Source organism: Polaribacter sp. (assembly GCF_036480315.1).
In the GTDB taxonomy this organism is placed as follows: domain Bacteria; phylum Bacteroidota; class Bacteroidia; order Flavobacteriales; family Flavobacteriaceae; genus Polaribacter.
Genome location: NZ_JAZGGG010000064.1, coordinates 37,331 through 57,888 on the forward strand (window position 1 = coordinate 37,331; position 20,558 = coordinate 57,888).

Below are 20,558 nucleotides of genomic sequence, written 5' to 3' on the forward strand. Positions count from 1 at the left end.
TTTTAAATACAGATTTTGCTTAATTTGATTTTAATGAATTATTTACTTTTTTTTTATAAGTACCAAAAAGATCTGAAAGTACTTTTAAATTTATAACCTTTAAAATTCCTTTTACAATGTAAAAAAAATTTATGTAAGTTTTAGTTGATAATACTAAATTTATATTATATGAATATTTATATAAAAAATGTTTTCTTAAAAAATAATTTTCGCTTAAAAGTTTTTTTTCTTTTTTCAACATTCCAAACACTAGATTATTTGCAATTATTCTAGATTTTAGTGTTTTAGAAGAATCTTTTCCATTAATACTAGATTCATGAATTCTAAAATAATACAATGTTTTATGAAGCGTGTAATAATTAGTAGATTTAAATAAAAGACGTGTATAAAACTCCCATTCTTGTTTTCTTAATAAATCTTCATTAAACAATTTTATATTTTCTAAAAAACTTCTTCTAAATAGTGGTCCATTAGTATGAAAATTTACACGACCTGTTATATGATCTAGAAGTGGATTATCAGAAAAAATAGTGTCCCATTTATTAAAAGTATTAGAGATAGTATTGTTAAATTCAATTCCTTCACAAACTAGATAGTCTACATTTTTAAACTCCTTTAGAGCTTTTACTTTTTCTTCAATTTTATTCAAGCTCATAACATCATCACTATCAAACCATTGAATAAATTCTCCTTTAGAAACTTCAAATCCTAAATTTCTACAAGCATTTGCTCCTTTTTTTCTGTTTTGGGGTCTTAAAACAATCTTAAATCGGTTATCATTTAAAATAAATTTTTCAATTACTGTTATAGAATTGTCTGTAGAACCATCATCAACTAAAATACATTCCCAATTTTGGTAAGTTTGTTCTTTTATAGAAATTAAAGTTTCTATAATTAACAAAGCCCTGTTATAGATAGGTATAATTATGGATACAAGAGGTTTATTCATCTTTATAATTTAATAATGAAACAGCATCTAAATATTTTTGTCTAATTTTTTCTTTTGAATATTCAGAAATATATCTGTCTCTATTAATTTTTGATATTTCTGTAACTTCATTAACATTTAACATTTTTACTTTATTAATTTTTTCTGACAATACATCTATCGTATTATTATGCCAAAAAACATGTTCTCCAATAATTCTTTCTGTCATTGCTCCTGTTTTAGAAGAAATAATTATTTTACCTGCAGCCATAGCTTCAATTCCTGTTAAAGGGCCAGCCTCTAATTTATAGTAAGAAATAATAAAACATTGGCAAATTTTATAAATTTCTTGTAATTCATTATTATGAATAAAACCTGTAAAAATAATTCTTTTGTCTTTAGTTTCTATAATAGTTTTCTCTAAATCTGGGCCATTACCTACAACATATAATTTATCATTTATATCTGCACTTTTTATAAATGCATTTATTACAATATCTATATTTTTATTTTTTTCGATTCTAGAAACGGTCATAAAATTATTAACTTTTGTATTTAAATCTGGTATTTTTAAAAAATTTTCTTCATTAAAAGCACATTGATCAATAACTTTAAAATTATAATTCTTATTTAGTTTTTTTGCGTTTTTTAAAGAGTGATGAATAAATAAGTCTACATATTTCAAATAAGTAGGTTCTAGATTTTTTGAAATATTACCTGTAGTTCTAAATATTATTGTTTTCTTATTCTTTTTTGCAATTAAAATAATTTCTTCGATGTAATTAGATGATAATTGAGCACAAATAAATACTATGTCTGTTTTTAGAATCTCATTGTTTAATATTATAGACTTCCTCTTTTGTACCTTTAAAACTTTTTTTAATAATGGTGAACTTAAACTAGAAGCATCAAAAGATATGTTTTTTAAAAATAGAGAAATAAATTTAATTAAAAACCTAACCAACAAATTATTGTCAAAAATTAGATATTTTAAGCTTGTAACAGAAAAACCTTTAAATGTTTTTACTTGTGAATTTTGCGTATAGTTACCTGTTGAAATAACATTTACATTATATTTTTCTGATAAAATAGAAGCTATAAAACCAACTTCTAATTCTCTACCTCCAACATCCCCAATAGGACTTAAAATTAAAACTTTAGACTTCAATACTTATATATTAATTATGAAAATAATTTGTTTTTAACTCGTTTTAGAAGCTTTATTAAATTTTTATTTTTTAAATTTTTATATTCAGATTTTAATTCTAACATATTTTTATAATCTAGGTAAAAAACACCAAAGTGTTCTTTTAAAATTATGCTATTTTCTATCTGAACATTTTTCTTAAACGCTATATTATTACTAATGCCATGTAAATCTATTATTGCCAATTTTTGATTGATATGCTTAAATACTACTTTCTCACTCAAAAAACATTTAATATAAAATGACTTATCTGAAACAATTTTAAACCTTTCATCATAAAGCCCAAATTTAGAAAATAAATCCCTTTTTATGAAAGAACTTTGGTGTGGTAATGAAGATTTAAAAAAGTGTAAAGGTGTTAAAACATCTGGATATTTTTTACCTCCATCTAAAAACTTATAATCTCCATAAATTATATCTCCAGAAAAATTAGAATTATCTATAAAATCTTGCAAAGCGTTTACACCATTTAGAATATCGCCACTATTTAAAAACAATAAATATTCTCCTTTAGCTACTTTAATACCTTTATTCATAGCATTATAAATACCACTATCTTTTTCACTTATTAAATAAGAAAAAAGTTGTTTTTTCTTATTTAAATATTCACAACTACCATCTTTAGAACCGCCATCAATTATAATATATTCAAAATTAGTATAGGTTTGATTTTCAACAGAATTTACCGTTTTTTCTAAACCTAAAACATCATTAAAATTTATAGTAATTATTGATAAAAGTTGTTGCATTCTTATTATATATTTTCAATTTATTCATTAATGGCATCATCTATAAAATATCCATTTGCAATTAAATAACCAATTAATTTATAGTTATATGTTTTTAAATACGTACAAATTTCGCTCTCATTTAAATTATTAAAACTAAAACTGTCTAACATTTCAACAACAATCAATTTTGGCCTATATTTTGTTAAATCTAGTGATTTTAACACCTTTAAATCATGTCCTTCAACATCAATACATAAAAGATCTATTTTAGTAACATTATGCTCTAAAACAATTTCATTTAATGTTAAAGTATTTATCAATTTTGAATCTGAAATTACTTTTTTATGAGTTTTCATCTCATTAAAGAAATCACTATTTATAGTACTAATTGAATTATCTTGAAATTCGTAAACTTTCACAGATTCATTTTTATCTGATATAGCAGTATTTACCTGTACATCTCCTTTTCTTTCCATTTTATGCAAAGATATTAACTCTTTATTAAGATCTATTGTAATACCGCTCCATCCTTTTCTATATAATAAAAAAGTATTTGAACAATGTATTGGATGATTGCAACCTACATCTATATAAAAACCGTTTTGAAGATTTAAATGTTTTTCTAGTAAATGCGTAATAGCAATATCTTCTCCTAATTGAGAATAAGTTTCTTTATATTTAATTTTTACAAATTTTTTAAAAAAATTATGTGCTTTAAACTTAAGTGCAGTTTTGAAAGAAGATCTTTTTGTTTTATTTAACATTGTTTTATTTTATTTTTTACCAGTAACAACCATTTTCAATTTTATTGAAATTTTCAGGAATTTCTTCTCCTAACGGTCTCACCCAACTATCGTTTATTAGATGGGTTAAATCATATTCTTTTTCCCATCGTTTACCTAAAACACCAAATAACATTTGAGTAGAACCGCCAATGTGAACTGCTTTTTTACCAATTTCTTTAATGTAACTTGCCAACGGCAAACCGTATGCGCCACAGCCTAGAATAGCAATATCAAAATCAATATTAGAAATATCTTTTTTCATACTATTTAATGCATCAAACCAATTCTCGTAATCTAGGTTAGTATGATTTCCTGCTATAGAAACAACAGGCTTATAAGTTATTAAGTTAAATTCTGGAAGAATATCCTTATTCTTAAATAATAATTCTCTTTTTTGATATTGAGATTCAATGCTTATATTAAAAGGATGTATTACCAAAACATTTTTTCCTTTTAAAACTCTACTCCAAGGTTTTTTATGATTATAAGCATTTAAGTCCTCTAACCCAATTTTTTTAGCTTTGTAAAGTTCTGTTTTGAATTTATTTTCTACTTCTAACCAAGAACCTAAAATATCTATATTTTTCATTTCTGAAATTATTAGTTCAGAAAACTTATTCAATGTTTTATTATTTGCTGGGAAGAAACCTGCATTATTCTGAATTTCTTTCTTCATTGCAATTGAATAATCTAATGCGTCTATATCACCAATAACAAATTTTCTGTATTTTTTAAATAAACTATCATTCTTAACCTTATATTGATAAACACACTTAAACTCTGTATTCCCTAACCTAGAAATCATACAGGGTTCTTCTGATTTTAATAAGTTATAAATTAGCTCTGAAGCTTCTTCACCGTTGTAATCTGGTTTATTTTTATTAAAAAAACCTCTTTCCTTTTTACCGAAAACTTTAATATAAATTTTTCTGAAGATTTTTAATATTATTTCAATCATTTTTTAATAGTTCTTTGTATAGATTTAAATAATCTCTGTATTGATTAAAAAAACTGAAATTTTCTTCAGCATATTTTCTAATTAATTGGCTATCAAAATTATCTTTAGAATTATAAAATTCTATTATCTGTTTTGACAAAGATAAACCTGTAAGTTCATTAGATATAGCACCTGTTTTATTTGATAAAACATGCTCTTTAATACCACCAATATTAAAACTTATTATTGGTAAACCGGTTGCAAAAGATTCTAAAATTACATTTGGTAAATTATCTTCTCTACTAGGTAAAATAAAAACATCTGCTAAATTGTAAATATCTACTATTTTTTTTACATCAGAAATTCTACCTAAAGAAATTACTTTAATATCTTTATAAACTTCTGGGTTATCTAACCCTATTGTTAAAATAGTATAATTTATAGATTCTAAATAATTTAAAGATTCTAAAAGTAAATCAAATCCTTTTCTATAATTATTTACGTCTTCAGCTACAAATAAAATAACAAACTCATTATCTGAAATGGAATATTCTTTTCTTAATTGTACTTTACATTTAATTGTAAATGTTTCTAAATCTATTGAGTTTACAATGTTTTTATTAATTAATTTTGGAAAAAAGCTACTATTTAATGCTTCTTGTAATAACCAATTAGATGGAGAAACAATGGCTCCAATTTCAATATAATTAATATGTTTCTTTTGTAATTCTTGTATTTCTTTATTAAACTTATTTAATTCTGAAGATGCTTTGTTAAAATCGTTTTGATAATGAAACATTCCTAAAAAAGGATTCATGTCATGAAAAGTCCAAACAATTGGTTTTTTACATGCTTTAAAAAAGGATGGGTAATCTATAATACCAGAAACCCAATGTAAATTAATAATGTCTGCTTCTTTGTATAAATGATGATTTTGTAATTTGTAACTACTAAACGGTGAAGAAATAATTTCAAAATCTCCTTCTTTTTTAAATCTATTTATTTTTTTAGAAAGATTATTCCTTATAGAAAAAGAAGTGAAACTTAAAATTTTTAATTTTATTTTTTTTAATATACTTGGTTTTTTGTATTCAAAGAAATTATCTATTACAACTTCTTCATTAAAATTTATAGTTAAATTAGTTGATAAATACGCTGAAGAAACTCCATTCTGTTGTAATGCAGTATGTAATCTTTTTGCAGCAATACCTGCACCTCCTTTATGTGAATATGTAATATGTAATATTTTCAAAAGCTCTTATATTTAACCATTCTGTACAAATTTAACATAAACTCTATTAGATATTTTTTTAAATATTTAATAGAATAACCAAACATAATAAAGTCTAAAAAAACAATCTTAAATTGATTAAAAATAAAAGAATACCCTTTTTTAGTTTCTAACTTCCAAGAATGATCCCATAAATGAACGGCATAGGTTTCTTTGGTTATAAATAATTTATAATCTTTTTCTTTATTTTGAAAAGTTAATGGGTAAAAATATTCTGGACTTAATAATATTTCATTGTGTTTTAAACTAGATGAATTTATTAAATGTTTAAATGTGTGAGTTATTATTGGAGGATTGAACTCATCAAACGCTGTTTTTTTATAAAAACTTAACATTTCATAAAAAAATCTATGTTGTTTTGTTCCACCATATAAGCCGTAAGCAACTCTTCCTTCCACTTCATAGCCTGAAAAAAAACTATTGCTTAAAAGTTTATCTATTGGCTTTAAAAGTAGCATATCTGTATCTAAATAAATTCCGCCGAATTCGTACAACGCTTTTGTTCTAACATAATCTGCAACAAATGCATATTTTTTTTTTCTTAAAGCATTTTTATAAAATGAGTTAGAAAACTTTAAACTGTTGATTTCATTCCATTCTATAATTTTATAATCCGAGCAATACTTTTTCCAAGATAAAATACATTTTTTTAATGTTTCCGACTTCTCATTACTCCCAAACCAACAATAATGTATTATTTTTGGTATCATAGAGAACGTGTTTTTATTTTATAAAAAAACAATGATTTAAAAAACAAATTAGTGGCATTTTTATAACTAAAATTTAACTTATGCTTTCTTGAAATTTTTAAATAATTTAAAAAGTCTAAACATGAATATCTCTCATATTTAGAAAAGTAGTTTTTTAAAAAAGCATTCTCTAATTTAAATGTATAGTTTTTAAAGCCCATTTCATTAAAAAAACTAGTTTCAACATTAATCTTTTTCATTTTTAAAATGTAATCACTAAATATTTTAATATCTTTTGACTTCATTTTATTATTTAAAAGTAATAATCTTTCTAATATATTAATTTCATCATTTGAAATATCTTTGTAAAATGATTTAATGTAATTAATTTTTACTGAAAAAGACATTTTATCTTGTTTAGCCTTCTTACTTTGAGAAATTTGTTTTTCATGAACTCTATACTCTAATAAGTTTTCTTGTAAATTATAAAACTTTCCTTTACTAATTAAGAATGACCATAAATGATAATCTTCTGCAGGTTCGCTTTCTTTAGAATAATGTAGATTATTTTTTTTGATTGCTTCTGTTTTACACATAACAGTTGGGTGAGCAATACAACAGTTACTTAATAACGTGGTTTTAATTAAAGAATGATTTTCTGGTAAAACTACTTCGTAAGTTGAATTCAATATTTTATAATTAGAACCACATAAAATGTAATTTTTATTATTTTCTAAAAATTCTACCTGCTTTTTTATACGCTCTGGAAAACTTTTATCATCAGAATCCATTCTTGCAATATATTTTCCTTTTGCTTCACCAATACCAAAATTAAGCGTTTTAGAAATTCCAGAATTTTGCTTCATATTTAAAACTCTAATTCTAGAATCTTTGTAAGATGAAATTATTTCTAATGAATTATCTGTTGAAGAATCATTAACTATTAAAAACTCAAAATTACTGTAAGTTTGACCTAAAATACTTTCGATTGCTTCAGCAACATAATCTTCAGAATTATATACTGGCATTAAAACGGATACTAATGGAATTTTTAAATTCTGATCCATTGTGGTGGAATTAAATTTTTAGATTGTGCTTCTAAATTTTCATCTAAAAACCATTTTTTAGGAGCAATAACTTTTTTGTTTACATTAGAATTTAACCAAGCTCCCCAGAAGCTAAAAGAACTGTTAGCGATAATATTATGTTTACAGTTACTCATTAAAAACATATCTATCCAACTATCTTTACCTGTATTATTGCTTATGTACTTTTTATTAAAATTAATATGATCAAATTTTTCTTTTACCCATTTAATATCATCAGAAAAAAAATATAATTTAAAATTTTTTGAAACACCTTTTGTCAATTCTTTAATTGCATCATAAAAATAATCTAAAGAACAAGTACCATGTGTATTGTTAGTGTCAGAATTACTTACATAATCTCCTCTTCTTATATGAATTGAAATAGAGTTATTTGTTATTATTTCTCTTAAGATATTTTCGTTTTGTAAACCTATTTTTTCTTTTGGAAAAGTAAAAATAGATTTAATAAAATCTTCATAACCTAATAAATATTTATAGCTATGAAAATAACCAAACAAACTTACTGGTTTTCTTAAACTTAAAGCAGCTGCATTAAAATCAAAAGAAGGTTCTCTATAAATATTTTTTTTTGGAAGAAACTTCTTTAGAGCCTTATTGAGTAGTTTTTTTTGAGAAGGTAAATTTTCTTCAATCTTAAATATATCTAAACCAAAAAACCTAAAAGCACAATTTTGGTCATTTTCATTTATTTCAAAAAAACTTTTTTCAAAAGTTAATTTACAATTATTTTTTTTGGCAATTATGCTACCAAATGCTACTTGAAACATTTGATTGCCTAGACCTCCATTAATATTTATAATTATCATTTTTTTCTTGCTAAAATATGGTAACCAAAGCATAATAGTTCTGAAGAATTAGTGTCGTTTTTAGATAATTTCTCCAATAAAACTTCTAAATTATAAATATTTGCTTTATCATCTTTTGATAAGTTAACTTGAGTATAATTTTTAGAAACGTGTTCTATTCTTTTTACTTCTTGTGCTAAATACTCAAAATAATTACCATTCGCTTTTACATCTATAATAGTAAAATCATTTTTCTCTAACTCTAATTCATAAAAATATTTACTAAAACCTGTATAATAATGGTAAGGAGCAAAATGAGTTAAACTACAAAATGGCGCTGTAATTATTAAATAACCATTTTTTTTTAGTAATCTTTTAAATTCCTTTAATGCTTCTCTAGGGTTTATAATATGTTCAAAAACTTCTGTACACATAATAGCATCAAACGAGCTATCTTCTTGAGGTATATTGGCTATATCTGAAATGATGTCTAGCTCTCCATAATCCCATTTATCTACTTGTAAGCCTGATTTAAGTTTGCTCGGATTATATGCTGCAAAATCTTGGGAAACATATTTTAAATGCTTACAAAATTGCTTAAATTGTTGTTCTCCTGCTCCTGCATCAAGAATTCTACTATTTTCGGGTATTTTTTTTAAAGTAGACTCTATCCAATCAACTCTTGTTTTTTCATTTAAAGTACCAACTTTTGTTGATGCCTTTCTTTGTTTGAAAAAAAATTTTTTAATTATTTTTTTTATTTTCACTTTTTTATTTTTTTTAATTAAAACCAATGTGCATTATTTAATAAATCGTTTTAATTTATTAGAAATTCTAGTTTTTAAGCTTTTTGGTTCAAAAAAAACATCATTTATTAAAGTTATTTTATCTTTAGACAAATCATTATTCATTTTACTTAAAATAGTTGTCATAAACGGAAAAAATTGATCTCTATCTAAGCTTTTAATTTTCTCTATATTAATAATGTTTTTCTTTTTTTCATATTCATCATTTTTAATAGTTTTTTCAATAATTGAAATAGCTTCTTTAATATTGTTAATATTAATTCTTACAAAAGTTTTACTATCTACATATTTTTCTAGGTTTGGACAACCGTAATAGAATTGTAACGTATTACTATATAGGCAATCGAAATATTTTTCTGTAACATAATCATTACAAAAATCATTTTCAATAGCAATAGAATATTTATAGGGAGCTACAACATTCCATTTATCATCAAAGTCTTTAATTCCTCTTCCAAAAACATCTAACGTATCTCCAAAATGTTTTTTTAATTCATTAACAAACATCACTCTCTTTTTATGACCTTCAGTAACTACTTTATTGGACGAAACTATTGAGATTAATTTCGTTTTTTCTAAAGGTTCTATTTCTTTTAACTCATCATAGGTTTTATTTATAAACCAAGGGTTGGCATTATGAGTTTTTAAAACATTATTAAGTTTGATTTCTTCTTGTGAAGTAATAATAAGACCAAATTGATTTAAGAAATGTTTTGAGTACTTGGGGCTTGTATCATAACCTTCACCAGATATAAAAATAATATTTTTTTTATTACATAAAACTTCATCTGCTTTTAAATTGTAATCTCCATAAATAATCCAAAAATCACATTCTATTAAATTATCATCAATAATAAATTTATAATCTCCCCAAATTCCAGAAAAATTTGGAGTTTGTCTAAAAATTGGCCAATCATAATTAAATGTTAGTTTAACAATTTTCATCACTATAACTTTTTCCAACTAGGGTTTAAAAAAAACTGTCCTGCTGCTTTTGGTAAATATCTAGTTGTATATTTTCCTCCATCAATAATTTCAAAAGAAATGGCATCGTCTATATTATCAAAAATCTGTAAACCAGATAAACCTATACAAGTTAAATTTATAGTATATATACCAGGAAACAATCTAATATCTTCAATTGAGACTACAAATGATTCTTCTTTTTTATCTAAACTAAATTCATAGTTCGAATCTCTACCCATTATGTGAAATATAGGCACGTCTTCATTAGATTTTATTTGAACACTTGATTCTATTTTAATTTCATCAGAATTATTTCTTACAACAAATTCTATATTTAAGGTGTCACCTATTGAGAAATCTTTAGTTATTTTTAAGTTTTGATTTTTTAAGTTTACAGAAACAAATTCAACCATTTTTTCTTTTTTATCATCTTTTTTAAAGAAAACTGAATGATTAGTTTCGATATCTCTTGCTAAATAAGATTCTAATGCTTTATCTGTTTCGCCATCAAACTTTACAGTTCCATTTTCTAAAACAACTACTCTAGAGCACAAGTTTTTAATTGCAGACATATTATGGCTTACAAATAAAACTGTTCTTCCATCCGAATTAGAAATGTCTTGCATTTTACCAATTGCTTTCTTTTGAAATTCTGCATCACCAACAGCTAAAACTTCATCTACAATTAAGATATCTGGTTCTAAATGAGCTGCAACTGCAAATGCCAGTCGTACCGTCATACCACTAGAGTATCTTTTTACAGGAGTGTCTATATAACGTTCACAACCAGAAAAAGAAATTATTTCATCAAGTTTATCATCAATTTCTTTGGTTGTCATTCCTAAAATTGCTCCGTTTAAAAACACATTTTCTCTACCAGTCATTTCTGGATGAAAACCAGTACCAACTTCTAAAAGAGAAGCTATTCTACCGTTATACTTAATAGAACCAGTTGTTGGACCAGTTACTTTAGAAAGAATTTTTAATAGTGTAGATTTCCCTGCTCCATTTTTACCAATTATTCCTAAAACTTCGCCTTTTTTCACTTCAAAATCAATATCTTTTAATGCCCAAACATAATCTGAATTACCTTTAGATGTTCTATCGTTACTTTCTCCTATTTTAAGATAAGGGTCTTCTTTACCTCTAATTTTAGCAAAAAATCGATTTAGATCATGACCAATAGTACCTGTTCCAACTGTTCCTAAACGATACTGTTTAGACAAATTTTCAACTTTTAAAATAGTATCTGTTATCATATATTAAATTGTATCAATAAAGGTTTTTTCCGTTTTATTAAAAACTACCAATCCTATTATAAAAACAATAAACGATATGGTTGACATATAGATAATATCAAATAAATCTATGTTATTCGTATTAAAAACTATATTTCTAAAATTCTCAATTACAATTGTCATTGGGTTATATTCAATCAATTTAATTGCAAAAGGATAATTTTTCATTTTTTCTACAGCAACTTCAACGGGATACATTACAGCAGAAATGTACATAAGTAAAGACACTCCAAAACTTAATAAATAAGTTAAATCTCTATATTTAGTAACCATAGAAGAAACTATCATTCCTAATCCAAGGCTTAAAAAACCCATTGAAAAAATTAAAATAGGTAAGTATAACGCATTTAAAGAAAATGATACTGAAAATCCGTTTAAATAAAAATAAATATAAAACGCAGTAAATATTAGTAATTGAATTCCAAATTTCAACAAATTAGACACTATATTAGATAATGGCATTATAACTCTTGGAAAATAAACTTTTCCAAAAATGCCTTCATTATTTTTAAAAGTATCCGAAGTTTGCGTTAAACAATCTTTAAAATAATTCCATGAAGTTATACCTGCTAAGTTGAATAAAAAAGGAGGGACTCCGTTTGTTGGTATAGATGCAATATTGTTAAATATTAAGGTAAATATTACCGAAGTAAATAGAGGTTGTATTAAATACCATATAGGCCCTAAAACAGTTTGTTTATATTTAGTTACTATATCTCTTTTTACAAAAAGCATCAATAAATCTCTATATTGCCAAACTTCTTTTAAATTTAAAGTAAATAAACTCTTTTTAGGAGATATTTCGAAAAGCCACTTTTCTTTCTGCATTTCTATTAATAAGGTTAAATACAAATATAAATTATTTAATCAATTTTTAACATTTCATTCATTATTTAATTTTTGATTTCTTTATATTTGAGTAAAATATATTAAAATGAATAAGCAACTTATAGAATGTGTACCAAATATTAGTGAGGGAAGAGATATTGATAAAATAAATACCATTGCAAATGTAGTAAAAACAATAGAAGGCATAAAGCTTTTAGATGTAGATCCAGGTAAAGCTACAAACAGAACTGTAATTACATTTGTTGGAGAGCCAGAACAGGTTGTAAAAGCGGCATTTTTACTAATACAAAAAGCCTCTGAACTCATTGACATGAGCAAACAAACCGGCGAACACCCAAGATTTGGAGCTACAGATGTTTGTCCACTTGTGCCAATTGCAAATATTTCTATGGAAGAAACTGCTAAATATGCACATAAATTGGGAAAACGAGTTGGAGAAGAATTAGGTATTTCTGGTTATTTCTATGAAAACGCTGCAACATCAGAAGATAGAAAAAATTTAGCAACAATTCGTTCAGGTGAATATGAAGGCTTAAAAGAAAAATTATCTAAACCCAAATGGAAACCAGATTTTGGACCAGCAGAATATAACAAACAAGTAAGCTCATCTGGAGTTACAGCTATTTCTGCCCGCGATTTTTTAATTGCATACAATGTAAACTTAAACTCTACTTCTACTCGTAGAGCAAATGCCATTGCTTTTGATATTCGAGAAAACGGAAGAGCAAAATTAGTAGATAGAAAAAAAGTATTAGATAAAAACGGTGAACCAGAAAGAATTCCTGGTAAATTAAAAGCCGTAAAAGGAATTGGTTGGTTTATTGAAGAATACGGAGTTGCACAAATTTCATATAATTTAACAAACATTTCCATAACTTCAATGCATGAAGCTTTTTATGAAACAGACAAATCTGCAACAGAAAGAGGTTTGCGTGTAACAGGTTCCGAACTAGTTGGTTTAGTACCATTACAAGCAATGTTAGATTGTGCAGATTTTTATCTAAAAAAACAACAGCGTTCATTAGGTATTAGTGATGCTGAAAAAATAAAAATAGCTATAAAGTCTTTAGGATTAGACGATTTAAAACCGTTTAATCCACAAGAAAGAATTATAGAATATGTAATGAATTCTGATGCAGATAAAAAACTAATAGATTTTACAGTTAGTGGCTTTGCAGAAGAAACAGCTTCTGAATCTATGGCTCCTGGAGGTGGAAGTATTTCTGCTTATGTTGGTGCTTTAGGTGTTTCTTTAGGAACTATGGTTGCTAACATTTCTTCGCATAAAGCAGGTTGGGATTCTCAATGGGAAACCTTTTCTAAATGGGCAGAAAAAGGACAAAAATATAAAAATGAATTGTTATTTTTAGTTGATGAAGACACCAATGCTTTTAATAAAATTATAGATGGTTATAGAATGCCTAAAACAAACTCTGAAGAAATTGAAGTAAGAAAACAAGCCATTGAAGATGCTACAATTTATGCCACTGAAATTCCTTATAAAGTAATGGAAGTTGCTGCTAATTCTATAGAAGTATCTCTAAAAATGATGAAAATAGGATTAAAAAGCTCTCTTTCTGATGCAGGTGTTGGAATTCTTTGTGCAAAAACAGCAGTTACTGGCGCTTATTTTAATGTACGTATCAATGCTAAAGACATTAAAAATAGAGAATTTGCTGAAGAAATTATTGAAAAAGCAGAGGCTATTTATCAAAAAACAATAGTTTTAGAAAACGAAATGATGAAAATTATTAATGAAAATATTTAATTAAATTTGAGCGTTACTGCGTTGAAAAACGCAGTCGGGCTTTTCACTATATCTTTTGTTTAAAAAAACAAAAGGATGTCGTTTCAATCCCTAACGCAATATATTTATTATGGAAATAGAAAACCTAGAAATTATAGCATATCAACCTCAATTCGCAGAAGGTTTTTATAAGTTAAATGTAGAATGGTTAAAAAAGTATTTTTATGTAGAACCTTACGATGAAAAGATTTTAAGCAACCCAAAAGAATTTATTTTAAATACTGGTGGCTTTATATTCTTTGCAAAATTTAAAGATGAAATTGTAGGTACTGTCGCTTTAATCAACCAAAACACCTTTTTTGAATTAAGTAAAATGGCAGTTTCTACAAAATATAGAGGATTAAAAATCGGATTGAAACTAATGGATCATTGTATAGAATTCGCCAAAGAAAAAAATTGGAAAAACATTACATTATATTCTCACAGAACATTAGTACCCGCAATAACATTATATAAAAAAGTAGGCTTCAAAGAGATAGAATTGGAAAAAGAATCTCATTATGAGCGATCTGATATAAAGATGTTACTTGAATTGATTTAAGAAAGTTCTGAAATAGTTTTATTTTTATAGAAAACTATTAATTGCTAAATCATAACCTTTTAGTCCAAAACCAAATAAAACACCTTTAGCATTTGCAGCAATATAGCTTTTATGTCTAAAATCTTCTCGGGCATGAATGTTAGAAATATGAATTTCTACAACAGGTGTTTCAATACCTTTTACAGCATCACCAATACCAACAGAAGTATGCGTATAAGCGGCTGCATTTAAAATAACACCTTCATAATTAAAACCAACTTCATGTAATTTATCTATAATTTCTCCTTCAACATTCGATTGAAAATAAGACAATTCTACAGTTTTAAATTTTAATTGAAGTTCTTTAAAGTAATCTTCAAAAGTAGCAGAACCGTAAATTTCTGGTTCTCTTTTTCCTAGTAAATTTAGATTTGGTCCGTTTATGATAATTAGTTTCATAATTTTCTTTAAAGTTGTAAATATAAACTTTATTTTTAGCAAATGAATTGGCAAAACGCAATTAAAGATTATCACCTTTTTTTAAAAATTGAAAGAGGTTTATCTAAAAATACAATAGACAGTTATTCTAGAGACTTAAAAAAGCTAGAAAACTTTTTAACTAAAAATGAAATAATCGTTACTCCTATTTCTATTGATGATAACATCATTCAACAATTTGTATATGAAATTGCAAAAGAAGTAAACCCAAGAAGTCAAGCAAGAATAATTTCTGGTTTGCGTAGTTTTTTCGATTATTTAATTTTTGAAAATTACAGAGAAAGTAATCCAACAGACTTAATTGAAGCTCCTAAAATTGGAAGAAAGTTACCAGACACTTTATCCGAAGATGAGATTGATCATTTAATTTCAGCAATTGATTTAAGTCATCCTCAAGGAGAAAGAAACAGAACTATTTTAGAAACCATGTACAGTTGTGGTTTACGTGTTAGTGAGTTAATTTTTTTAAATATTTCTGATTTATTTTTTGAAGAAGGCTTTATAAGAGTAACTGGTAAAGGTGATAAACAACGTTATGTGCCCATACAATACAATGCTCAAAAATATATTTCAATTTACATTAAAGATGTCCGAAGCCATATTAAACCTAAAAAGAATTTTGAAGATACGCTGTTTTTAAACAGAAGAGGAAAAGGGCTTACACGTCAAATGATATTTATAATTCTAAAAGGTTTAGCTTTAAAAATTGACTTGAATAAGAAAATAAGTCCGCATACATTAAGACATTCTTTTGCGACTCATTTATTAAAAAATGGTGCAGACTTAAGAGCAATACAACAAATGTTAGGTCACGAAAGTATCACTACAACAGAAGTTTATGTTCATGTGGATAAAAGTTACTTAAAAGAAGTTGTAGAAACTTTTCATCCAAGAAAATAAAAAGAAATAGTGCTTTTATAAAGTAGTTTGTTAGCAAACAAGTTTAACCTTGATTGTAGCGACATCCTTTTTATGTTGATTTTTTTTCAGCATAAAAAGGTATAGTGAAAAGCAAGAAATAGCTTCAAAAATGAAAATAAAAAAATTCCTACCTTAATAGAGTAGGAATTTTTATTTATATAAGTTTTTGCTCTCTTAAAAAGAGGAACTACTATTTATTTAGCCACATTAACCGCTCTAGTTTCTCTAATAACTGTTACTTTAACTTGACCAGGATATGTCATATCATTTTGTATTTTTTGGGAAATACTAAAAGACAATTCTGCTGCTTTGGTATCATTAACTTTAGCACTTTCTACCATAACACGTAATTCACGCCCTGCTTGAATTGCATAGGCTTTTTGTACACCAGTAAAACCAAAAGCAATTTCTTCTAAATCTTTTAAACGCTGAATATAAGAATCTAAAACCTGACGCCTTGCGCCTGGTCTTGCACCAGAAATAGCATCACAAACTTGAACAATAGGCGAGATTAAACTCTTCATTTCTATTTCATCATGGTGAGCTCCAATTGCGTTACAAACGTCTGGTTTCTCTCCGTATTTTTCTGCCCATTGCATTCCTAAAAGTGCATGAGGAAGTTCACTTTCCTCATTTGGTACTTTACCAATATCATGTAATAATCCTGCACGTTTTGCAACTTTAGAATTTAAGCCCATTTCTGCTGCCATAATTCCACAAAGATTAGAAACTTCACGCGAGTGTTGTAATAAATTTTGTCCGTAAGAAGATCTGTATTTCATTCTACCAACTGCTTTTACTAACTCTGGATGTAAACCATGAATTCCTAAATCAATTACAGTTCTTTTACCAACTTCTATAATTTCTTGTGTAATTTGTTTTTCTGTTTTCTTTACAACCTCTTCAATTCTTGCTGGGTGAATTCTTCCATCAGTAACTAATTTGTGTAAAGATAAACGTGCAATTTCTCTTCTAATTGGATCAAAACAAGAAAGAATAATTGCATCTGGTGTATCATCAACAATAATTTCTACTCCAGTTGCAGCTTCTATTGCTCTAATATTACGGCCTTCTCTACCAATAATTCTCCCTTTAACATCATCTGATTCTAAATTAAAAACAGATACACAATTTTCTACAGCTTGTTCTACACCTACTCTTTGTATAGTACCTAAAACTATTTTTCTTGCTTCTTGTTCGGCAGTTAATTTAGCCTCTTCAATTGAAGTTTGTACAAAAGCCATTGCTTCAGTTTTTGCTTCATCCTTTAATGAAGTTACCAATTCTACTTTTGCTTCATCTGCAGACAAACCAGAGATTTGCTCAAGCATATCTACATGACGTTTGTGCATTACTTCAAGTTCACCTTCTTTCTTTTCTACAAAGTCTAATTTTTTATTAAAATCATTTTCTTTTTGTTCTACAGATTTATTAAGACGTTTGTTTTTATCAACTTCAGAAGCAACTTGAGATTCTCTATCTCTAATTCGCTTTTCAACATCAGAAATCTTTTTCTCTCTAGAAAAAATTACTTTTTCATGTTCAGACTTTAATTCAATAAATTTTTCTTTTGCCTGTAGTATTTTTTCTTTTTTAATTGAATCTGCATCAATTTTGGCTTCTTTTAGAATAGAATTTGCTTCTTTTCTAGTAACATTTAGTAATTTTTTACCTTTAGATTTCTCCATAGCCTTTGCTATTAAAAACCCAATAACTATTCCTATAATTGCTGCCAAAATTGGCAGTATCATTCCTTCCATAATTTAAATTTAGTATATAAAAAAAGCCTACATCAGTTTGGTTTTTTAAACTCCATTATGGGTACTTATAGGACTAACTAACTGATCAAGAATCCACTTGCCACAAAATAAATTTGATAACTATGGCTTGCTTTTACAATTAAGACTCATCCTTCATAATTGAATCGTGTTGAGTTTAATAAACAATTTACTAACGTAGGCAGTGTGTTGTTAATGTATTTTAATGAACTTATTTTAAATGTGAATCAACTAAAGTAGTTAACTCCTTCAATTTTTCTATTGCTTCAGTATTTGTAGAGTCTTTTTCTAGGGATGCTATTTCCATTTTAGATGCAAATTGTAATGCGCACATAGCTAAAACATCTTGTTTATCGCTAACCGCATAATTTTGCTCATACATAGAAATTAATTTATTAATAGCATTTGCCGCTTTACGCATACCCTCTTCTTCTTTTGTGTTATTTACACTTAAAGGGTAAGTTCTACCAGCTATAACAATATTAATTTTTAGTTTATCCACAATTTAAAGAACTTTATTCTTGTAACTGAATGATGCATTTATCTATTTCTCTAATTAATGCATTTATTTTTAGTTTTGTATCTGTACTACTGCCGTCTATAGTTTTTGCAATTTTTAGTAAATCGTATTCTTTTTTTTGACTTTCTATTAATTGTTTGTTTTCTAAAAGTTGATGTTGTAATTGCGTATTATTTTGAAGCAAAATTTCATTTTCATTCTTTAAAAATTCATAATTAGAAAATAAGCTTTCTAACTTATCTTGCAGTAAATGAATTGCTTCTAATGTTTTGCTCATATAACTTTTAAAATAAAACTATACCTACAAAGTTAGCACTCTGTTTTAAACTTTACAACATTTAATTGCTTTTTTAATAAAACATTGATTATTAAATCATTATAAGAAGAATGATTTTCACTATTTTTACATAAAAATTATTGCATCTTGAAAAAATACATTCTATCAATGTTGCTATTAGCAACATTATCTAACTTTTCTCAAAAAAAATATCCAAAAGACTATTTTAGAAGCCCTTTAGAGATACCAATTGTGCTATCGGGTACTTTTGGCGAATTAAGAAGCAATCATTTTCATGCAGGTTTAGACATAAAAACACAGGGAAAACAAGGTTTAAAAGTTTTTGCTGTTGCAGATGGTTATGTTTCTAGAATAAAAGTGCAACAATTTGGTTACGGAAAAGCTATCTATGTAACACACCAAAATGGATTTACTTCTGTTTATGGACATTTAAGTAAGTTTTCTGATGAAATAGAAAAATATGTAAAATCTATTCAATATAAAAAAGAAGATTACCAAACAGGAAACTTATATTTTAAAGAGGATAAATTCCCTCTTAAAAAAGGAGCAATTTTTGCATATACTGGTGATACTGGTGGTTCTGGCGGACCGCATTTACACTATGAAATAAGAAATACTAAAACAGAAAGTATTATTAATCCGCTTTTATTCGGATTAAAGGTAGACGATTCTAAATCGCCAACAATACAAGGTGTTAAAGCATATTCATTAAATTCTGATGCCAGGATTAATCAACAAAACAAAAGTTTTTCAATTCCTATTAAAAATATTGCTAAAGGAAAATATAGTGCAGATAGAATTTCTGCAAGTGGGACTATTGGTTTTGGAGTTAGCGTTTTTGATAGGCTAGATAAAGCAACAAATAAAAACGGAATTTACAGTTTAGAAATGTTAGTTAATGAAAAACGTTTCTATTATATAGATGTTGAAACTTTTACTTTTTCTGAAAGTAAATTTATCAATCTACATATAGATTACGAATATTATAAAAAGTATAAGAGACGTTATCAGAAAACATTTAAAGAAACTGCAGATAAGTTGTCTATGTATAAAAACTTGATTAATAACGGTAAAATCAACATTAAAAAAGGATTTAATTATATCGTTAAAATTATAGCAAAAGATTTTAAAGGTAATGTTAGTTCTGTTAAAATACCTATTGCAGGAAAAGAAAGCAATGCCATTTTTAAAGAACAAATAGATTCAACAGAATACCAAATTATTGCTAAAGAATTTCAAAAATTTACTAAAAAAAATGTAACAATAGCCTTTCCAAAAAACACATTTTACAAAAATGTTAATTTAGATTTTGAAGTAAATAAAGGTATTGCAAAAATTCATACACCAACAATTCCACTTGATAAAAGATTTACACTTACTTTTAATGTTTCTAAATACTCTGAAGCGGAAAAACAACAATTATATATTGCTAATTTGGAATATGTAAAATATCCTAGATATCAATTTACAAGAAAAAAAGATAGTACATTTTATACCACATCAAAAACTTTAGGAAATTACACGTTATTAAGTGACAATATTAAACCGAAAATAAAATTATTGTATTTTAAAGATAAACAATGGATTTCTAGCTTAAAAACAATAAAAGTAAAAATATCTGATATTGGTTCTGGAATTAAAAATTGGCGAGCCACTATAGATGGTAAATGGATATTAATGCAGTATAATCACAAGAAAAAAATATTAACCTATAATTTTAATGATAAAAAATTGGTTGGTAGCAAACATATCTTTAAAATTGTAGTCTCGGATAATGTTGGAAATACCAAAGATCTTTCTGCAACGTTCTATAAAAAACAAGTAAACTAAACTTA

General features: G+C 26.1%; 21 protein-coding genes. 4 read left to right on the forward strand and 17 right to left on the reverse strand.

The features are described 5' to 3' along the window. Nucleotides 1–19: 19 nt before the first annotated feature. From V3V28_RS13535 to V3V28_RS13595, 13 genes are read right to left on the reverse strand one after another with little or no spacing between them, the layout of a single operon-like run. On the reverse strand, nt 20–949 hold the full coding sequence (locus tag V3V28_RS13535) for a glycosyltransferase family 2 protein (protein ID WP_331365546.1): 930 nt from the start codon (nt 947–949) through the stop codon (nt 20–22). Next, the gene (locus V3V28_RS13540) at nt 942–2,096 is read right to left on the reverse strand and encodes a glycosyltransferase family 4 protein (RefSeq protein WP_331365547.1); all 1,155 of its coding nucleotides are present in this window, start codon (nt 2,094–2,096) and stop codon (nt 942–944) included. The genes V3V28_RS13535 and V3V28_RS13540 overlap by 8 nt, the downstream gene beginning before the upstream one ends. A 14-nt stretch (nt 2,097–2,110) precedes the next feature. Next, a complete protein-coding gene (locus tag V3V28_RS13545; RefSeq protein WP_331365548.1) occupies nt 2,111–2,884 on the reverse strand; it encodes a glycosyltransferase family 2 protein in 774 nt (257 codons plus the stop codon). A 20-nt stretch (nt 2,885–2,904) separates the two neighbouring features. Further along, on the reverse strand, nt 2,905–3,630 hold the full coding sequence (locus tag V3V28_RS13550) for an FkbM family methyltransferase (RefSeq protein WP_331365549.1): 726 nt from the start codon (nt 3,628–3,630) through the stop codon (nt 2,905–2,907). 16 nt (nt 3,631–3,646) lie between these two features. Then, on the reverse strand, nt 3,647–4,609 hold the full coding sequence (locus V3V28_RS13555) for a hypothetical protein (protein WP_331365550.1): 963 nt from the start codon (nt 4,607–4,609) through the stop codon (nt 3,647–3,649). After that, on the reverse strand, nt 4,602–5,840 hold the full coding sequence (locus V3V28_RS13560) for a glycosyltransferase (protein ID WP_331365551.1): 1,239 nt from the start codon (nt 5,838–5,840) through the stop codon (nt 4,602–4,604). The genes V3V28_RS13555 and V3V28_RS13560 overlap by 8 nt, the downstream gene beginning before the upstream one ends. After that, nucleotides 5,837–6,589, reverse strand: a complete 753-nt coding sequence (locus tag V3V28_RS13565; protein WP_331365552.1) for a glycosyltransferase — start codon at nt 6,587–6,589, stop codon at nt 5,837–5,839. The genes V3V28_RS13560 and V3V28_RS13565 overlap by 4 nt, the downstream gene beginning before the upstream one ends. After that, the gene (locus V3V28_RS13570) at nt 6,586–7,635 is read right to left on the reverse strand and encodes a glycosyltransferase family 2 protein (RefSeq protein ID WP_331365553.1); all 1,050 of its coding nucleotides are present in this window, start codon (nt 7,633–7,635) and stop codon (nt 6,586–6,588) included. Before V3V28_RS13570 ends, V3V28_RS13565 begins: the two co-directional genes overlap by 4 nt. Next, nucleotides 7,620–8,483 (reverse strand): alpha-1,2-fucosyltransferase, encoded by an 864-nt coding sequence (locus tag V3V28_RS13575; RefSeq protein ID WP_331365554.1) that lies wholly within the window; start codon nt 8,481–8,483, stop codon nt 7,620–7,622. Before V3V28_RS13575 ends, V3V28_RS13570 begins: the two co-directional genes overlap by 16 nt. After that, nucleotides 8,480–9,229: a class I SAM-dependent methyltransferase gene (locus tag V3V28_RS13580; protein WP_331365555.1), complete on the reverse strand. Its 750-nt coding sequence runs from the start codon at nt 9,227–9,229 to the stop codon at nt 8,480–8,482. Before V3V28_RS13580 ends, V3V28_RS13575 begins: the two co-directional genes overlap by 4 nt. A gap of 33 nt (nt 9,230–9,262) precedes the next feature. Further along, complete coding sequence (locus tag V3V28_RS13585; RefSeq protein ID WP_331365556.1) at nt 9,263–10,213, reverse strand: glycosyltransferase family 10 domain-containing protein; 951 nt, start codon at nt 10,211–10,213, stop codon at nt 9,263–9,265. A gap of 2 nt (nt 10,214–10,215) precedes the next feature. Beyond that, nucleotides 10,216–11,493: an ABC transporter ATP-binding protein gene (locus V3V28_RS13590; RefSeq protein ID WP_331365557.1), complete on the reverse strand. Its 1,278-nt coding sequence runs from the start codon at nt 11,491–11,493 to the stop codon at nt 10,216–10,218. A 3-nt stretch (nt 11,494–11,496) separates the two neighbouring features. Beyond that, nucleotides 11,497–12,360, reverse strand: a complete 864-nt coding sequence (locus V3V28_RS13595; RefSeq protein ID WP_331365558.1) for an ABC transporter permease — start codon at nt 12,358–12,360, stop codon at nt 11,497–11,499. A gap of 106 nt (nt 12,361–12,466) precedes the next feature. On the opposite strand from V3V28_RS13595, the gene ftcD reads away from it, so the two are divergent. Next, nucleotides 12,467–14,149, forward strand: a complete 1,683-nt coding sequence (gene ftcD / locus V3V28_RS13600; RefSeq protein ID WP_331365559.1) for a glutamate formimidoyltransferase — start codon at nt 12,467–12,469, stop codon at nt 14,147–14,149. Nucleotides 14,150–14,258: 109 nt separating this feature from the next. Further along, nucleotides 14,259–14,729 (forward strand): GNAT family N-acetyltransferase, encoded by a 471-nt coding sequence (locus tag V3V28_RS13605; RefSeq protein ID WP_331365560.1) that lies wholly within the window; start codon nt 14,259–14,261, stop codon nt 14,727–14,729. Nucleotides 14,730–14,753: 24 nt separating this feature from the next. Here the strand turns inward: V3V28_RS13605 and aroQ are convergent, their stop codons facing one another. Continuing rightward, nucleotides 14,754–15,167 carry a type II 3-dehydroquinate dehydratase gene (gene aroQ / locus V3V28_RS13610; protein WP_331365561.1) on the reverse strand — a complete coding sequence of 138 codons (414 nt, stop codon included), beginning with the start codon at nt 15,165–15,167 and terminating at the stop codon, nt 14,754–14,756. Between the two features lie 42 nt (nt 15,168–15,209). Here aroQ and xerD point away from each other — a divergent pair, with 42 nt between their 5' ends. Further along, nucleotides 15,210–16,106, forward strand: a complete 897-nt coding sequence (gene xerD / locus V3V28_RS13615; RefSeq protein WP_331365562.1) for a site-specific tyrosine recombinase XerD — start codon at nt 15,210–15,212, stop codon at nt 16,104–16,106. Nucleotides 16,107–16,321: 215 nt separating this feature from the next. On the opposite strand, the gene rny is transcribed toward xerD, so the two are convergent. The 3 genes from rny to V3V28_RS13630 form a co-directional block, all read right to left on the reverse strand. Beyond that, nucleotides 16,322–17,887, reverse strand: coding sequence for a ribonuclease Y (rny, locus tag V3V28_RS13620; RefSeq protein WP_331365563.1), 1,566 nt, complete (start codon nt 17,885–17,887; stop codon nt 16,322–16,324). 229 nt (nt 17,888–18,116) lie between these two features. Then, nucleotides 18,117–18,407: a cell division protein ZapA gene (locus tag V3V28_RS13625; RefSeq protein ID WP_331365564.1), complete on the reverse strand. Its 291-nt coding sequence runs from the start codon at nt 18,405–18,407 to the stop codon at nt 18,117–18,119. Between the two features lie 13 nt (nt 18,408–18,420). Continuing rightward, entirely contained in the window at nt 18,421–18,702 is a 282-nt protein-coding gene (locus V3V28_RS13630) for a hypothetical protein (RefSeq protein ID WP_331365565.1), read from the reverse strand. A gap of 147 nt (nt 18,703–18,849) precedes the next feature. Between V3V28_RS13630 and V3V28_RS13635 the strand changes: the two genes are divergently transcribed. Further along, complete coding sequence (locus tag V3V28_RS13635; RefSeq protein ID WP_331365566.1) at nt 18,850–20,553, forward strand: M23 family metallopeptidase; 1,704 nt, start codon at nt 18,850–18,852, stop codon at nt 20,551–20,553. Nucleotides 20,554–20,558 lie beyond the last annotated feature (5 nt).

What these genes read in the sequence shown, in the direction of transcription:
- V3V28_RS13535 (WP_331365546.1), bottom strand. Translation starts at nt 949, where the DNA reads ATGAATAAACCTCTTGTATCCATAATTATACCTATCTATAACAGGGCT.
- V3V28_RS13545 (WP_331365548.1), bottom strand. Translation starts at nt 2,884, where the DNA reads ATGCAACAACTTTTATCAATAATTACTATAAATTTTAATGATGTTTTA.
- V3V28_RS13550 (WP_331365549.1), bottom strand. Translation starts at nt 3,630, where the DNA reads ATGTTAAATAAAACAAAAAGATCTTCTTTCAAAACTGCACTTAAGTTT.
- V3V28_RS13555 (WP_331365550.1), bottom strand. Translation starts at nt 4,609, where the DNA reads ATGATTGAAATAATATTAAAAATCTTCAGAAAAATTTATATTAAAGTT.
- V3V28_RS13565 (WP_331365552.1), bottom strand. Translation starts at nt 6,589, where the DNA reads ATGATACCAAAAATAATACATTATTGTTGGTTTGGGAGTAATGAGAAG.
- V3V28_RS13570 (WP_331365553.1), bottom strand. Translation starts at nt 7,635, where the DNA reads ATGGATCAGAATTTAAAAATTCCATTAGTATCCGTTTTAATGCCAGTA.
- V3V28_RS13575 (WP_331365554.1), bottom strand. Translation starts at nt 8,483, where the DNA reads ATGATAATTATAAATATTAATGGAGGTCTAGGCAATCAAATGTTTCAA.
- V3V28_RS13585 (WP_331365556.1), bottom strand. Translation starts at nt 10,213, where the DNA reads ATGAAAATTGTTAAACTAACATTTAATTATGATTGGCCAATTTTTAGA.
- V3V28_RS13590 (WP_331365557.1), bottom strand. Translation starts at nt 11,493, where the DNA reads ATGATAACAGATACTATTTTAAAAGTTGAAAATTTGTCTAAACAGTAT.
- V3V28_RS13595 (WP_331365558.1), bottom strand. Translation starts at nt 12,360, where the DNA reads ATGCAGAAAGAAAAGTGGCTTTTCGAAATATCTCCTAAAAAGAGTTTA.
- ftcD (WP_331365559.1), top strand. Translation starts at nt 12,467, where the DNA reads ATGAATAAGCAACTTATAGAATGTGTACCAAATATTAGTGAGGGAAGA.
- V3V28_RS13605 (WP_331365560.1), top strand. Translation starts at nt 14,259, where the DNA reads ATGGAAATAGAAAACCTAGAAATTATAGCATATCAACCTCAATTCGCA.
- aroQ (WP_331365561.1), bottom strand. Translation starts at nt 15,167, where the DNA reads ATGAAACTAATTATCATAAACGGACCAAATCTAAATTTACTAGGAAAA.
- xerD (WP_331365562.1), top strand. Translation starts at nt 15,210, where the DNA reads ATGAATTGGCAAAACGCAATTAAAGATTATCACCTTTTTTTAAAAATT.
- rny (WP_331365563.1), bottom strand. Translation starts at nt 17,887, where the DNA reads ATGGAAGGAATGATACTGCCAATTTTGGCAGCAATTATAGGAATAGTT.
- V3V28_RS13630 (WP_331365565.1), bottom strand. Translation starts at nt 18,702, where the DNA reads ATGAGCAAAACATTAGAAGCAATTCATTTACTGCAAGATAAGTTAGAA.